At 62.6% G+C, this 709-nt stretch carries 1 protein-coding gene; it reads left to right on the plus strand.

All coding sequences use genetic code 11. The annotated features are described in order from the left end of the window. Positions 1-709: P-type conjugative transfer protein TrbL (trbL, locus tag DBR23_RS25360; protein WP_233250744.1), on the plus strand; the 709-nt coding region annotated here is incomplete at both ends.

Below are 709 nucleotides of genomic sequence, written 5' to 3' on the forward strand. Positions count from 1 at the left end.
TGCGGGGCGAAGTGGCGTTCCTCACGGCCACGCTGATCGTCATCGACATGACGATCGCCGGCCTGTATTGGGCCATGAGCCATGCCACCGGCCAGGGCGAGGACGTGATCGCCAAGCTGCTGCGCAAGGTGCTCTACGTCGGTGCCTTCGCCTACATCATCAATAACTTCAACTGGCTGGCCAGCATCGTGTTCCGCTCGTTTGCGGGATTGGGCATCACAGCCACCGGCTCGGCCATCACGATGGAGAACTTCTTGCAGCCGGGCCGGCTGGCGAAAACCGGCATCGACGCCGGGGCGCCGATTCTGGAGCAGATCGGCGAGATGGCGGGCTTTCCCGAAGTGTTTGTGAACCTCGACCCCATCGTGGTGATGTTCCTCGCGTGGCTGGTCGTGGTCTTGTGCTTCTTCGTGCTGGCGATCCAACTGTTCATCACGCTGATCGAGTTCAAGCTGACCACGCTCGCCGGATTCGTGTTGGTGCCGTTCGCGCTCTGGAACAAGACCGCGTTCCTCGCCGAGAAGGTCTTGGGCAACGTGGTGGCCTCCGGCGTCAAGGTGCTGGTGCTGGCCGTGATCGTCGGTATCGGCTCAGGCTTGTTCGCTCAGTTCCAAGTCCATCCTGCCGAGCCGTCCATCGACCACGCGCTGGTCATCATGCTGGCCTCGCTCACCTTGCTGGCGCTCGGGATCTTCGGCCCCGGCATCGC

The sequence above is a fragment of the Acidovorax sp. HMWF018 genome (assembly GCF_003061035.1).
Taxonomy (GTDB): domain Bacteria; phylum Pseudomonadota; class Gammaproteobacteria; order Burkholderiales; family Burkholderiaceae_C; genus Acidovorax; species Acidovorax delafieldii.